Below are 12,245 nucleotides of genomic sequence, written 5' to 3'. Positions count from 1 at the left end.
GACTCCTTCAGGGATACGACGATGACGGCTCACCCCCTCTTCGACATCAGCGGCCGCACCGCCCTGGTCACCGGCTCCAGCCGGGGCATCGGCCTCGCACTCGCCCGCGGCCTGGCGGAGGCCGGCTGCACGGTGGTCCTCAACGGGCGGGACGGCGAACGCCTCGCCAAGGCCGCCGCCGAGTTGCCCGGCGACCGGGTCCACACGGCCGTGTTCGACGTCACCGACGGCCCTTCGGTGGCGGCCGGGATCGCGGACGTCGAGGAGCGGGTGGGTCCGCTCGACATCCTGGTCAACAACGCGGGGATGCAACTGCGCGCGCCCTTGCTGGAGTTCACCGACGCGGACTGGCACCGCATCCTGGACACCAACCTCACCAGCGCGTTCCTGGTGGGCCGGGAGGCCGCCCGGCGGATGACGGAACGCGGCCACGGAAAGATCGTCAACATCTGCTCGCTGCAGAGCGAGGTGGTCCGCCCGGGCATCGCGCCCTACGCCGCCACCAAGGGCGCGCTGAAGATGCTCACCAAGGGCATGTGCGCCGACTGGGGTCCGTACGGCGTCCAGGTCAACGGCCTGGGCCCCGGCTACATCGAGACCGAGCTGACCGGGCCCCTGGTCCGGGACGAGGAGTTCAGCGCGTGGGTGCGCCGCCGCACCCCGGCCGGCCGCTGGGGCCGTACCGAGGACCTGGTGGGCGGGGTGCTGTTCCTCGCCTCGCCGGCCGCGGACTTCGTCAGCGGACAGGTGCTGTATGTCGACGGCGGCATGACCAGCGTGCTGTGAAGGAGCCTTCGGGAATGCTCGGTTGTGTGATCCACGGTCAGGGCGACCTGCGGGTCGAGGAACTGCCGGTGCCGGAGCCCGGCCCCGGACAGGCGCTGGTGGCCGTGCGCTACGGCGGGGTCTGCGGTTCCGATCTGCACTACTGGCGGCACGGCGGGGTCGGCGACTTCCGGCTGCGGGAGCCGATGCTGCTCGGGCACGAGGTGGTCGGGACGGTCGTGGCGTACGGCGACGGGGCCTCGGGTCCCCGCGTCGGTACGGCCGTCGCCGTGCACCCCGCCACTCCCTGCGACACCTGCCCGGAGTGCGCGGACGGGCGGCGCCAGGTGTGCCGGGACACCCGCTACCTCGGCAGTGCGGCGCGCTTTCCGCATGTGCAGGGCGCCTTCGCGGACCGAGTGACGGTCCCGGCGGGCCAGTTGCGGCCGCTCCCGGCCGGCCTGGCTCTGCGGCGGGCGGCGCTCGCCGAGCCGCTGTCGGTGGCGCTGCACGCGGTGCGCCGGGCCGGGGAGGTGGCGGGGAGGCATGTCCTGGTCACCGGTGCCGGGCCCATCGGGTGCCTGGTCGTCGCGGCGGTGAGGGCGGCGGGCGCCGCGCGGGTGACGGTGACGGACCTGCTGCCGACGGCCCTCGAGTACGCGCGGATCGCCGGCGCCGACACCGTCGTACGGGCGGACGATCCGGGCGACACCGGGTGGCCCTCCGAGGTGGACGCGGCGGTCGAGGCGTCGGGGGTGGCGGCCGGTCTTGACACTTGTCTGCGGCTGGTGCGGCGCGGTGGCGTCGTGGTGCAGCTCGGGATGCTGCCGCCGGGGCGGAGCCCGTTCGCGGGCAACCTCGTGGTGAGCCGGGAGATCGAGCTGCGCGGGGCGTTCCGCTTCGACGCCGAGTTCGACGCGGCGCTGGAACTGCTCGCCGCCGAGCCGTCGTTCGACGGGCTGGTCAGCGCGGTGCTGCCGGTGCGGGAGGCCGAGTCGGCATTCGCGCTGGCGGCCGACCGCGGCCGGTCGTGCAAGGTGCTGCTGGACTTCGGAGGCTGAGCGTCCGCGGTGCCGAGTGCCGGAACTCGCACCGACGTTCACCTGGAGTGGCTTCCCCGGGGGGCGTCTTCGGCCCGATGATGAGGTGACCCCCGAGGCCGTCGCCGCCCGGGGGCACGAACATCGGGGGGCGTCATGGCGATTTCTCTCGGGAGGCGTATCTCGGGGCTGTTCGTCGTAGGGGCGGTGGCGGTGGCCGCCGCGGCCTTCACCAGCGACGGGGGTGGTCCGGCGGACGGCAGGGGCCGCGGGGACACGACCGTGACCGCCGGCCCCACCTCCGGCCCTCCCGGCCTCCCCTCCGGCCTGCCGGGCGACGTCACCCCTCCGCTACGGCCACAGCCCGAGGGGCACATCGGTGCGCCCGCCGCCACGGGCACGCCGAGCGCGTCCGAGGACGGCGGCACGACGAGCGCGCCCGCGAGCCCCTCCCCCAGCCCGTCCGTCACCCGCAAGCTCCTCGAAGTCCCCGAATGGCTCCCGCCCGGCCCCGACTCACCCGACGCCGACGGCACCCCCGACCCGGCGAGCGTGTACGACCTGCTGCGCGACCCCGCCGAGTGCCGGAGCGCGCTGGACCTCGTCCCGCGGACGCCGGCCGACGGCGACTGGGCGCTGCTGCGCGGCCTGGCCACCGCCTGTCTGGCCGTACAGGGCGAGGGCGGCGGCTGGGAGGAGGCGGCTCGGGAGCATGCCGCGGCGGCGGGCCGGGCCGGCTCATGCAAGGGGCGTGCCGCCTACGACGTGCTGGGCGGGCTGCTCGACTTCCACCGGCGGCATCCGGGGGCCACCGTGCGGCTGGAGCCCTCGTCGAGCGGTGCCCCGGCGTGCGGCTACCGGATCGCCGGGGTGGACACCGGCGGCGACGGTGCGGCGAAACCCGGTGAGGTGATCGGGATCGAGCTGGCGGACGCCTACTTCGACCCTGCCGAGCTGCTGCGGGACGCGGCCGTGAGCATCGGTGGGCGGCAGGTGGCCGGGGTGCCCGTGCTGCGGCCGGAGCCGGGCGAGAGGGTGGTGCTGTCCGTGGCCGTACCGGAGCTGGAGCCGGGCCCCGTCGATGTGGCCGTACGGTACGGCGGCGCCGAGGTGCGGCTGCCCGGTGCCTTCACGGTCGCGGCCGCCGACGTGGTCCCGGATCCGAGCGCGGGCACTCAGACGCCCGGCGCCTCGGAGTCACCCGAGTCGGAGCCCGTCCCTCTCGCCGTGTCAGTGTCGCCACAACTGGTGCTCACGCTCGGCCCACTCACGGCTGACCACCCCGGTGCGCATGCCCCGGCGGACCTCCCGGTCGCCCAGGGCCATGCCGATGCCGCCCGCTAGAACCATGCCGACGATCAAGGCCGGCCACCAGGCCCGCTCACCCTCGCCGTGTCAGTGTCGCCACAACCGATGCTCACGCTCGGCCCACTCACGGCTGACCACCCCGGTGCGCATGCCCCGGCGGGCCTCCGGATCGCCCAGGGCCATGCCGATGCCGCCCGCTAGAACCATGCCGACGATCAAGGCCGGCCACCAGGCCCGCTCACCCTCGCCGTGTCAGTGTCGCCACAACCGATGCTCACGCTCGGCCCACTCACGGCTGACCACCCCGGTGCGCATGCCCCGGCGGGCCTCCGGGTCCCCCAGGGCCATGCCGATGTGGCCGGCGAGGACGATGCCGATGGTGAGGGCCAGCCAGTCGTGGACGAAGGTCGCGCTGGTGCGCCACTGAAGGGGCGTGAGGTGGGTGAACCACATGATGAGGCCGGTGCCGAGCATCACCAGCGTGGCGCCGGCGATCCAGGCCGCGTAGATCTTCTGCCCGGCGTTGAACTTGCCCGCGGGCCGGGATGAGCGCCGCTTGTCGCGATGCAGGGCGGCGCGCAGCCAGACGCGGTCGTGCGGCCCGAAGCGGTTGAGGAGGCCGAGGTCGGCGCGGAACAGCCGGGAGGCCAGGCCGGCCAGGACGGGCACGGGCAGGGCCAGTCCGGCCCATTCGTGGACGCGGACCACCAGCTCGCGGCGGCCGACCAGTTCGGCGAGCTGCGGGACGTAGAGGCAGGCCGCCGTCACCACGCACACGCCCATCAGCGCGGCCGTCGTGCGGTGCACCCAGCGGGTGGCCGGGCCGAAGCGGCGCACGCCGGTGGTGTCGCCGGGGGCGGCGTCCGGGGTGTCGACTCGTAGGCTCGTCATCAGCTCGTGGGCTTGTCGTCGCGGCCGTTGGAGCGGCCGACCCAGGCATCGACGTCGTAGCCCCGCTCCTCCCAGTAGCCCGGCTTCACGTCCTCGGTGACGGTGATGCCGGAGAGCCACTTGGCCGACTTGTAGAAGTACATGGGGGCCACGTAGAGGCGGACCGGGCCGCCGTGGGAGTGGCCCAGGTCCTTGTCCTGCATGCGCAGGGCGACCAGGACGTCCGCGCGGCGGGCCTGGTCGAGGGTCAGGCTCTCGCTGTACGCGCCGTCGAAGCAGGTGAAGCGCACCGCGCCGGCGCCCTTGCGCACCCCCGCGGCGTCGAGCAGCTCGGACAGGCGGACCCCCTCGAAGGGCGTGCTGGGCACCCGCCAGCCGGTGACGCACTGGACGTCGCGCACGATCCGGGTCTGCGGCAGGGCGCGCAGGTCGGCGAGCGTGTAGGTCCGGGGGCTGTCCACCAGGCCGTCGATCTTGAGGCGGTAGGTGGTGGCGTTCTTGCGGGGGACGGAGGAGGTCACCGAGTAGTAGCGGAAGCCACCGCCGTTGGGCAGCAGCTCGGTCAGGCCGGTGGGGTCCTTGTCGGAGGCGCTCGCGAGGAAGGCCTCCAGGCCGCGCTGGAGGGTGGGCGCGGCGGCCACGCCGAGGGCGCCCAGGCCGAGGGTGCCGAGCAGGACTCGGCGGCCGATCGGCCTGCCCTTCTCCTCGCCCTGTGCTGTGCCCTCGTTCTCGGGTTCTTCGGGGTTCACCCACTCATTCGAACACCCGCGACCCCGGGCGGACCAGGGATCGCGGGAGCTCGTCAGGGTTCCGTAATCACTTCTTACGCTGCCCTCATGGGCGGTCCGCCGCTACGACTCATCGGTCGCCGCCTTCTCCAACTGGAACGCCTCGTTGCCGAGCCCGATGCGGGCGTGCCGCTCGGGGGCGCGGGAGCGCAGCAGCAGGCCCTGGACCAGGCCGACGGCCAGGGCGAGGGCGATGACGGCGGGCAGCGCCCAGCTCAGGGTCGAGCCGGGGCCCGCGCCGATCAGCACGTCGAAGTCCTTGACGGTGTAGACGACGATGAAGGCCAGCGCGAGGACCGAGAGCCCGGAGGCGGCCAGCCGCCAGAACTGGGCGGCCGCGGCCCCGCGGCGGACGAAGAAGGCGATGACCGAGATCGACGCGGCGGCCATCAGCGTGGCGACGCCCAGCGCGCCGAGGCTGCCCATCCAGGTGAACAGGTGCAGGACCGGTGCGGTCGGGTCGCCGGTCGGCTTGTCGTCGGCGAGCGCGAAGGCGGCGACGACCACGAGGGCGACCACGGTCTGCAGCAGCGATCCGGTGCCGGGGGCGCCGCTCGCGCCGCTGGTGCGGCCGAAGGCGGACGGCAGCAGTCCCTCGCGGCCCATGGCGAAGGCGTAGCGCGCGACGACGTTGTGGAAGCTGAGCATCGCCGCGAACATGCCGGTCACGAACAGCACGTGCAGGACGTCGGTGAAGGTCTCGCCGAGCAGGTCGGTGGTGAGGAAGAACAGCAGGCCCGCGCTCTGCTTCTCGGCGGTGCCCACGATGGCCGAGGGCCCGGCGGCGACGGTGTACGCCCAGCAGGTGATCGTGTAGAACACCGCGATGCCGCCGATGGCCAGGAACATCACGCGGGGCACCAGGACGTGCGGGCGGCTGGTCTCCTCGGCGTAGACGGGGGCCTGCTCGAAGCCGAGGAAGGCGGCGACGGAGAAGCACAGCGCGGTGCCGAAGCCGGCGCCGGTGAGTGTGTCCGGGTTGAAGGCGTGCAGGGACAGGCCCTCCGTGCCGGGGTTGCCGATGGCCGCGACGTCGAAGATGACGACGAGGATCACCTCGATGAGCAGCAGCACGCCGAGCACGCGCGCGTTGAGGTCGATCTTCAGCCAGCCGAGCGCGCCGACCACGAGGGCGGCGAGCATGGCCGGTATCCACCAGGCGACGTCCATCTCGAGGTAGGTGGCGAACAGCCCGGAGACCTCGAAGCCGAAGATGCCGTAGATGCCGACCTGGAGGGAGTTGTAGGCGACGAGCGCGACCATCGCGGCGCCGGCGCCGGCCGTGCCGCCGAGGCCGCGGGAGATGTAGGCGTAGAAGGCGCCGGCGTTGTGCACGTGCCGGCTCATCTCGGCGTACCCGACGCTGAAGAGGGCGAGGACGAGGCCGAGGATCACGAAGAGCAGCGGCTGGCCGAGGATGCCCATCACCCCGAAGGTCGTGGGCATGACACCCGCGACGACCATGAGGGGTGCGGTGGCGGCGAGCACGGACAGCAGCAGGCCCGTGGTGCCCAGCCGGTCGGCGCGCAGGGCCCGGTCCTGCCCCTTGAAGGTGCTGATGCCGCCGCCGTCCGCGGTGGCTCTGCTGGTACTGGAACTGCCCGTGGTCATCGGGGACCGTCCTTGGGTCGACTGCGGTTGGGGGCGTTACGCCGTGCCGAGCGCGGTGTCGCGTGCGGCACGGAAGGCGGGGTACGGGTCGCGGTCCGGGTACGACCACGGGGACGGGGTGGCGTGTTCGCCGATGCGGTGGAACAGCGCGGCGGCCTCGGCGCCCCGGCCTTCGCAGACCTTGGCGTGGGCGAGGAAGTTCAGGTCGATCAGGCGGCGCGGGTGGCCCTCCTGCTCCCACTCCAGCCACCAGTCGAAGGCGGCCCGCATCACCTGCCGGGCCCGGCGGCCGGTCCAGTGCCCGGAGGCGGTGGCGTCCCGGGGTTCGTGTCCCGCCGCCGCGAGCACGCGGTAGCGCTCGGCGTGGGCGACGACCGGGAGGATGGCGAGCGGGGAGTCGGCCGGGGCCCGCTCGGCGGCCGCGTTGGCGAAGTCGTACACCTCGTGCAGCGGGTCGACACCGGTGCCGGAGCGATGCTCGGCGAGCCGGGCGGCCATCAGGTGGTGGGCGTGGTGGTGGTCGGGGTACCGGGCGCGGACCTCGGCGAAGAGGCGGCGCACCTCGGGCTCGGCGCCGAGGGAGCACTCCAGCATGAGCAGGCCGAGCCAGGGGGTGGGGTCGGCGGGCGCGAGCTCGGCGGCGGCGTGGCAGGACTCGCGGGCGCGGACCGGTTTCTCCTTGCCGCGTAAGGCGCGCCGGACCTGGGCGAGGGCGAGCAGGACGGCGGCGTCGGCGGAGTCGGGCTCGGCGAGCAGCCAGTCGCGGGTCCAGGGGGCGCAGTGCGGCTCCTGGGCGAGGACGGTGACGCGGTGCCCCCGGCGGTCCCAGTCGTCGCCGGTGCGGGCCAGCAGCGAGCGGGCGGTCTGCCAGCGGCCCTGGGTCAGGGCGGCGCGGGCGTCGGCCAGCTCGGCGTCGTCCAGGGCCTCGTCGAAGGCGTGGGCGGCGCGTTTTCGGCCACGGCCGAGGGGTGGCGGAGGTGGGGACACCGTTTTGGGACCTGTTGTGAGCAAATTGTGGACAGTCATCGAACGATCACTCGCAGCAAACCCCCAGCCAAGGGTTCACGTCAAGGGCCGACGAGCCGTTACACGCGTCAAGTCCCGTTACTGACGGGGCAGTTGTGACATTCAGGCCGTCCGCAATGCCCGATTTATTCGGTCTGTGTGGCGTACGTCATGGCATCCTCGTCCCGCTCACCGCACGATTGCAGGACGCGCACGCCGGGCTCGGGGCCGTTACAGTCGGCCCTTACGCATCCCGTCCGCCCGGCAGGATTCGAGGTACGCAGCGTGTCGCTCCAGATTCTGATACTCGCCGTGACCGCTGCGTGCTGCCTGGGCTTCGGCTTCGTGCTCCAGCAGAACGCGGCCCAGAAGGCGCCACTGAGCGACTTCCTCTCGCCGCGGATCCTGCTCGACCTGATGAAGGTGCCGCGCTGGCTCGGCGGCATCGGACTGATGGTGGTCGGCATGGCGCTGGGGGCGATGGCGCTGGGCCAGGGCGAGATCTCGCTGGTGGAACCCCTGCTCGCGACGAACCTGCTGTTCGCGCTGATGCTCTCCCGACGCCAGACCAAGCAGCCGCTGGGCCGCCAGGGCTGGATCGGCCTCGCACTGCTCGCGGGCGGCGTGACGGCGTTCATCGTCGCCGGCCAGCCGACCGGCGGCGCAGCCACCAGCGATCCACTCCGCCACTGGCTGATCATCGGCGTCATGATCGGAGCGGCCCTGCTGCTCACGGCATACGCCAAGCGCTCCCGGCTCAGCTCGGGCCCGGCGCTGCTGGCGACCGCCGCCGGCCTCCTCTACGGCGTGCAGGACGCCCTGACGCGGGTGACCGGACAGCGGTTCGCCGAGGGCGGCATCATGGAGGTCCTGACCGGCTGGCAGCCGTACGCCGTGGTGGCGCTCGGCCTGACCGGGCTGATCCTGGTCCAGAGCGCCTTCGAGACGGCGTCCCTGCGCATGTCCCTGCCCGCCCTGACCGCCGCCCAGCCGCTGGCCGGCATCCTCTGCGGGGTCGGCTTCCTCGGCGACCGCCTGCGCACCGACGCGGGCGCCCTGGCCTGGGAGTCGGCCGGCCTCGCCGGCATCGTGGTCGGCATCATCCTCCTCGGCACCCACTCGGCGATGCCGTGCGGCGCGCCCCAGCCCCGCCGGGCGGCGGCCGCCGTCCAGACGGCCTGACCGAGGCTTGGGCCGCCCTGCTTGGATGGCCCCATGAGTTCTGCTGACGAGATCCTCGACATCGTCGACGAGAACGACCGGGTCGTCGGACGGTCCCCGCGGGGCGAGGCCTACGCCAAGGGGCTGCGTCACCGCTGTGTCTTCATCGAGGCACGGGACGCACAGGGACGGCTCTTCGTGCATCGCCGTACGCCCACCAAGCTGGTGTTCCCTTCGCGGTACGACATGTTCGTCGGCGGGGTGGTCGGCGCGGGCGAGTCGTACGACGACGCCGCCCTGCGCGAGGCCGAGGAGGAACTCGGGGTGAGCGGGCTGCCGCGGCCGACGTATCTGTTCAAGTTCCTGTACGACGACGGCGCCGGGCAGAGCTGGTGGTCGGCGGTGTACGAGGTGCGCTGCGAGCTGCCGGTGAGCCCTCAGGTGGAGGAGGTCGCCTGGTACGACTTCCTGAGCGGGGCCGAGGTGGAGCGGCGACTGGCCGAGTGGGCGTGGGTGCCGGACGGGCTGGCGGCGTTCGAGCGGCTCCGGGCCCATCGGTCGGGTGGATCCGGCGCCGGATAGGGTCGGGCAGGTGAGCGAGTTCGTGCGAAACGTCCGGCTGTGGTTCGCGCCGCAGCAGATCCGGCGGGAGGGCGGCACCCCCGACTACCGGTTCTCGCTGGCCAACGAGCGCACCTTCCTGGCCTGGCTGCGCACCGCCCTCGCCCTGATCGGCGGCGGCTTCGCGGTCGACCAGTTCCTGCCGGACCTGCGCTGGGGCTGGCGGGTCGGGCTCGCGCTGGCGCTGCTCGCGGCGGGCGTGCTGTGCTCACTGCGGGCGGTCAATCACTGGGTGCGCTGCGAGCGGGCGATGCGGCGGGGCGAGGACCTGCCGGTGTCGCGGTTCCCGGCGGTGCTGAGCCTCGTGGTCGCGGTGGTGGCCCTCGCGATGGTCGTCGTCGTGCTCGTCGGGTGGGAGGGGTGAGCGCCGGGGCGGCCGCGGAGCCGGTGCGGGACCCGGGGCTCCAGCCCGAACGGACGCGGCTGGCATGGCGCCGTACGACGCTGTCCGGCACCGTGGTCGCCGTGCTCGCCGTGAAGACCGCGCTGCAGGGCGGCCTCTCGGCGACCGGGGTCATGGCCGGCGCCCTGGCCTGCCTCCTGTGGCTGGCCTTCCTCACCCTCGCCCACCACCGGATCCGCACCCTCACCGCATCACCCGAACCCCCGGCACTGGCCCCGCGACAGGCGACGGCCACGATCCTGATCACGGCGGCGTTGGCGGTGTGCGGCGCGGCGTTGCTCTTCTGAGGGCGGGGGTTTCCGGGGGGGGCCAAGCGGATGCCAGGGGCCAAGCGGCTGCCGGTGGGCCGAAGCGGATTCGGGGGGCCGGTAGGCTGCCGGAGCGGCTGCCCGGGGGCGGAAGCGACTGCTGCAGGGCCAAGTGGCTGCCGGGGGTCCAAAGCCACCGCCGCGGAGGGTCGAAGCGGATTCGGAGGGCCAAGAGGCTGCCGGAGCGGCTGCCGGGAGCGGAAGCGGCTGCCGGAGGGCAAAGTGGCTGCCGAGGGTCCCAAGCCACCGCCGGAGAGCCGAAGCAGATTCGGGGGGCCAAGAGGCTGCCGGAGTGGAATGACAGGGCGTACCAGGGAGTGGGCGCCAGCGCGGCCAACCGCCGCCGCTCGCCCGGCAGCCGGCGGCCGCCGCGACCGGTGACGTCCAGCCAGGCCCCGAAGTGCACCAGCCGTGCCTCCCGGCCCGCGTGCGGGGCGGGCCAGGGCCGCATGTGCTCACGGACCGCCCGGGTCGGCGCCGCGCACCGCGCCTCGGCCACGCCGTGCCCGGCGAGGAAGCGGTCGAGCGACGCGGCCGAACGGCCGGGGAATCCGCCCCGCACCCGGGCGCACCCCGACGTCGGCCCGGTGTCGTGGAACGCCGCCGCGACGAACAGCCCCGGCTGCCGGAGCGCCGAAGCGACTGCCGGAGGACCAAGCCGCGGCCGGGGATCGCCAGCCGCTGCCGGAGGCCGAAGCGACTCCCGGAGGCCCAAGCCACGGCCGGAGGCCGAAGCAACCCCCGGACACCCAAGCCACGACCGGACACCCAAGCAACCCCCAGACACCCAAGCCACGACCGGACACCCAAGCAACCCCCCGACGCCGAAGCCACGGCCGGACGCCCAGCGACCCCCCGACGCCCAAGCGGCTGCCAACAGTCGCCGTCCGCTACTCCGCCCCCTGCCACAGCCCTTCCAGCGCCACCGTCTCCTCCGTCTCCCAGTCCACGGTCACCACGATCTTGCCGCGCGTGCGGCCCTCCTGGTTCAGTCGGTGGGCGTCGGCCGTGCGGTCCAGTGGGAACGTTTCGCAGACATGCACCGTCACCACGCCCTGCTCCGCCAGCTCGGACAGCCGCAGCAGGTCCTCCGGGTCGGGGCGGACGAAGTAGTAGCGGCCGCCGTAGTCGAAGACGTCCGGGTCGGCGATCGACACCAGACGGCCTTCGGGGGCCAGGAGGTTGGCCGAGACCTTCAGCGCCTCCCCGCCGACCGTGTCGAACGCCGCGTCCACGCCTTCGGGCACCAGCCCGCGCACCCGTTCCGTCAGACCGTCGCCGTACTCCACGGGCTCGCCGCCCAGGTCGCGTACGAAGTCGTGGTTGTGCTCGCTCGCCGTGCCGATCACCCGGGCGCCCAGATGGCGGGCGAGCTGGACGGCGATCGAGCCGACCCCGCCCGCCGCGGCATGCACCAGGACGGTCTCGCCGTGCCCGATCCGCAGCACCTTGGTCAGCACCTGATACGCCGTCAGCCCCACCAGCGGCAGTCCGGCCGCCTGCTCCCAGGTGAGGTTGCGCGGCTTGCGCGCGAGGGTGCGCACGGGGGCGGCGACGTACTCCGCGAAGGTGCCGTGGGACAGGACGTCCTCGCGCACGTACCCGATGACCTCGTCGCCGACCGCGAACTCCGTGACGGACACGCCCGGCTGGACGACCACACCGGCGACGTCCCAGCCCGGGACCACCGGGAAGACCGGCTCCAGCAGCCGGTCCATATGACCCTCGCGGCACTTCCAGTCGACCGGGTTGACCGCCGCCGCCCGCACCTTGACCAGGACCGAGTCCGGGCCCACCCGCGGGTCGCGCACATCGCCGTATGCGAGCACCTCGGGCCCGCCGTAGCGTGAGTAGCTGATGCCCTTCATGGGTTCGACCCTCCGGGCCGACGCGGCGCCACGCAAGCCGAATGACCCGATATGCGGCGTTCGCGTGGCAGCCTGTGCTACGTCACAACCCACCCCCGAAGGTGAGCAGCATGACCACCCTTCATATGGAACACCCCTCCCACACGCACGCCCACGGCCCCGGCTGCGGCCACACCGCGGTGCCGCACGGCGACCACACCGACTACGCGCACGACGGCCATCTGCACCGCGAGCACGCCGGCCACTGGGACGAGTGCGAGGCGGAAGGGCACGTCGCACACGAAGGCCACACCCATCAGCACGGCGCCGACTGCGGACACGAGAGCGTTCTGCACGGCGACCACGTCGACTACCTCCACGACGGCCACCGGCACGCCCCGCACGAGGGCCACTGGGACGACCACTGAGCCCGGCCCACTGGCCGAGAAGGCACCACCGACAGCTCCCCGGCGCTTCGCCCGGGGAGCTGTCGGCCT

The 12,245-nt window shown here is 73.3% G+C and carries 13 protein-coding genes and 1 pseudogene; 8 read left to right on the top strand and 6 right to left on the bottom strand.

Annotation, left to right across the window (positions count from 1 at the left end):
- The first annotated feature begins 21 nt into the window (after window positions 1–21).
- From ACP4J3_RS13645 to ACP4J3_RS13635, 3 genes are all read left to right on the top strand, one after another.
- Window positions 22–786, top strand: a complete 765-nt coding sequence (locus ACP4J3_RS13645; protein ID WP_426533888.1) for an SDR family oxidoreductase — start codon at window positions 22–24, stop codon at window positions 784–786.
- A 14-nt stretch (window positions 787–800) separates the two neighbouring features.
- Window positions 801–1,826 (top strand): L-idonate 5-dehydrogenase, encoded by a 1,026-nt coding sequence (locus ACP4J3_RS13640; protein WP_426533886.1) that lies wholly within the window; start codon window positions 801–803, stop codon window positions 1,824–1,826.
- 135 nt (window positions 1,827–1,961) lie between these two features.
- Window positions 1,962–3,149, top strand: coding sequence for a hypothetical protein (locus ACP4J3_RS13635; protein ID WP_426533884.1), 1,188 nt, complete (start codon window positions 1,962–1,964; stop codon window positions 3,147–3,149).
- Between the two features lie 51 nt (window positions 3,150–3,200).
- Here the strand turns inward: ACP4J3_RS13635 and ACP4J3_RS13630 are convergent.
- The 5 genes and pseudogenes from ACP4J3_RS13630 to ACP4J3_RS13610 all read right to left on the bottom strand — a co-directional run.
- Window positions 3,201–3,341, bottom strand: a pseudogene (locus tag ACP4J3_RS13630) (cytochrome b/b6 domain-containing protein); the annotation flags it as partial.
- A gap of 24 nt (window positions 3,342–3,365) precedes the next feature.
- Window positions 3,366–4,004 (bottom strand): cytochrome b/b6 domain-containing protein, encoded by a 639-nt coding sequence (locus tag ACP4J3_RS13625; protein WP_426533882.1) that lies wholly within the window; start codon window positions 4,002–4,004, stop codon window positions 3,366–3,368.
- On the bottom strand, window positions 4,004–4,753 hold the full coding sequence (locus ACP4J3_RS13620) for a molybdopterin-dependent oxidoreductase (protein ID WP_426533880.1): 750 nt from the start codon (window positions 4,751–4,753) through the stop codon (window positions 4,004–4,006). The genes ACP4J3_RS13625 and ACP4J3_RS13620 overlap by 1 nt, the downstream gene beginning before the upstream one ends.
- Window positions 4,754–4,855: 102 nt before the next feature.
- Window positions 4,856–6,403: an APC family permease gene (locus tag ACP4J3_RS13615; RefSeq protein WP_426533878.1), complete on the bottom strand. Its 1,548-nt coding sequence runs from the start codon at window positions 6,401–6,403 to the stop codon at window positions 4,856–4,858.
- A 36-nt stretch (window positions 6,404–6,439) separates the two neighbouring features.
- Window positions 6,440–7,390, bottom strand: coding sequence for a hypothetical protein (locus ACP4J3_RS13610; protein ID WP_426533876.1), 951 nt, complete (start codon window positions 7,388–7,390; stop codon window positions 6,440–6,442).
- Between the two features lie 303 nt (window positions 7,391–7,693).
- On the opposite strand from ACP4J3_RS13610, the gene ACP4J3_RS13605 reads away from it, so the two are divergent.
- Genes ACP4J3_RS13605 through ACP4J3_RS13590 form a run of 4 tightly spaced genes read left to right on the top strand, consistent with a single transcriptional unit; the run spans window position 7,694 to window position 9,880 of the window.
- Window positions 7,694–8,590, top strand: a complete 897-nt coding sequence (locus tag ACP4J3_RS13605; RefSeq protein WP_426533874.1) for a DMT family transporter — start codon at window positions 7,694–7,696, stop codon at window positions 8,588–8,590.
- A 33-nt stretch (window positions 8,591–8,623) separates the two neighbouring features.
- Window positions 8,624–9,151 carry an NUDIX hydrolase gene (locus tag ACP4J3_RS13600; protein WP_426533872.1) on the top strand — a complete coding sequence of 176 codons (528 nt, stop codon included), beginning with the start codon at window positions 8,624–8,626 and terminating at the stop codon, window positions 9,149–9,151.
- A gap of 10 nt (window positions 9,152–9,161) precedes the next feature.
- The gene (locus ACP4J3_RS13595) at window positions 9,162–9,554 is read left to right on the top strand and encodes a YidH family protein (RefSeq protein WP_426533870.1); all 393 of its coding nucleotides are present in this window, start codon (window positions 9,162–9,164) and stop codon (window positions 9,552–9,554) included.
- Complete coding sequence (locus tag ACP4J3_RS13590) at window positions 9,551–9,880, top strand: DUF202 domain-containing protein (RefSeq protein WP_426533869.1); 330 nt, start codon at window positions 9,551–9,553, stop codon at window positions 9,878–9,880. Before ACP4J3_RS13595 ends, ACP4J3_RS13590 begins: the two co-directional genes overlap by 4 nt.
- A 911-nt stretch (window positions 9,881–10,791) precedes the next feature.
- Here the strand turns inward: ACP4J3_RS13590 and ACP4J3_RS13585 are convergent.
- Window positions 10,792–11,769: an NADP-dependent oxidoreductase gene (locus ACP4J3_RS13585; protein WP_426533867.1), complete on the bottom strand. Its 978-nt coding sequence runs from the start codon at window positions 11,767–11,769 to the stop codon at window positions 10,792–10,794.
- 110 nt (window positions 11,770–11,879) lie between these two features.
- On the opposite strand from ACP4J3_RS13585, the gene ACP4J3_RS13580 reads away from it, so the two are divergent.
- Window positions 11,880–12,176, top strand: coding sequence for a hypothetical protein (locus tag ACP4J3_RS13580; protein ID WP_426533865.1), 297 nt, complete (start codon window positions 11,880–11,882; stop codon window positions 12,174–12,176).
- Window positions 12,177–12,245 lie beyond the last annotated feature (69 nt).

This window comes from Streptomyces sp. UG1 (genome assembly GCF_049974585.1).
Taxonomy (GTDB): Bacteria; Actinomycetota; Actinomycetes; order Streptomycetales; family Streptomycetaceae; genus Streptomyces.
Note: the sequence above shows the minus strand (reverse complement) of the source record. Positions and strands in the feature narration are given on the sequence as shown.

What these genes read in the sequence shown, in the direction of transcription:
- ACP4J3_RS13625 (WP_426533882.1), bottom strand. Translation starts at nt 4,004, where the DNA reads ATGACGAGCCTACGAGTCGACACCCCGGACGCCGCCCCCGGCGACACC.
- ACP4J3_RS13640 (WP_426533886.1), top strand. Translation starts at nt 801, where the DNA reads ATGCTCGGTTGTGTGATCCACGGTCAGGGCGACCTGCGGGTCGAGGAA.
- ACP4J3_RS13645 (WP_426533888.1), top strand. Translation starts at nt 22, where the DNA reads ATGACGGCTCACCCCCTCTTCGACATCAGCGGCCGCACCGCCCTGGTC.
- ACP4J3_RS13580 (WP_426533865.1), top strand. Translation starts at nt 11,880, where the DNA reads ATGACCACCCTTCATATGGAACACCCCTCCCACACGCACGCCCACGGC.
- ACP4J3_RS13635 (WP_426533884.1), top strand. Translation starts at nt 1,962, where the DNA reads ATGGCGATTTCTCTCGGGAGGCGTATCTCGGGGCTGTTCGTCGTAGGG.
- ACP4J3_RS13585 (WP_426533867.1), bottom strand. Translation starts at nt 11,769, where the DNA reads ATGAAGGGCATCAGCTACTCACGCTACGGCGGGCCCGAGGTGCTCGCA.
- ACP4J3_RS13600 (WP_426533872.1), top strand. Translation starts at nt 8,624, where the DNA reads ATGAGTTCTGCTGACGAGATCCTCGACATCGTCGACGAGAACGACCGG.
- ACP4J3_RS13615 (WP_426533878.1), bottom strand. Translation starts at nt 6,403, where the DNA reads ATGACCACGGGCAGTTCCAGTACCAGCAGAGCCACCGCGGACGGCGGC.